The 273-nt window shown below is 64.8% G+C and carries 1 protein-coding gene; it reads left to right on the top strand.

Annotated elements, in window-relative coordinates; all coding sequences use genetic code 11:
* Window positions 1-273, top strand: a 273-nt coding sequence (scpB, locus tag SB725_RS31235; RefSeq protein ID WP_410923280.1) for an SMC-Scp complex subunit ScpB, incomplete at both ends; no start/stop codon positions are given.

The following is a 273-nucleotide window of genomic DNA, read 5'->3' as shown; positions in this document are numbered from 1 at the left end:
AGCGCGAGTGGATTCGCATCGTGGGTTATCGCGAAGTGCCGGGGCGGCCGGCGATGTTCGCCACCACAAAGGCATTTCTCGACCACTTCAATCTCAAGAGCCTTGAGGAGCTGCCGGCATTGGCCGAACTGCGCGAGATGGAACCGGAGCCGTTGCTCGACCCAGATGACGCGCCAGTACCTGCGCACCTGCAGGCGCTGGCCGATGCCAGCCTTGGCGAGGGCGAAGCCGAGGCCGAGGTGCCGAAGGATGAGACCAGCTTCCGCAGCCTGC

Source organism: Pseudomonas sp. SIMBA_041 (assembly GCF_046535095.1).
GTDB lineage: Bacteria > Pseudomonadota > Gammaproteobacteria > Pseudomonadales > Pseudomonadaceae > Aquipseudomonas > Aquipseudomonas mucoides.
Note: the sequence above shows the minus strand (reverse complement) of the source record. Positions and strands in the feature narration are given on the sequence as shown.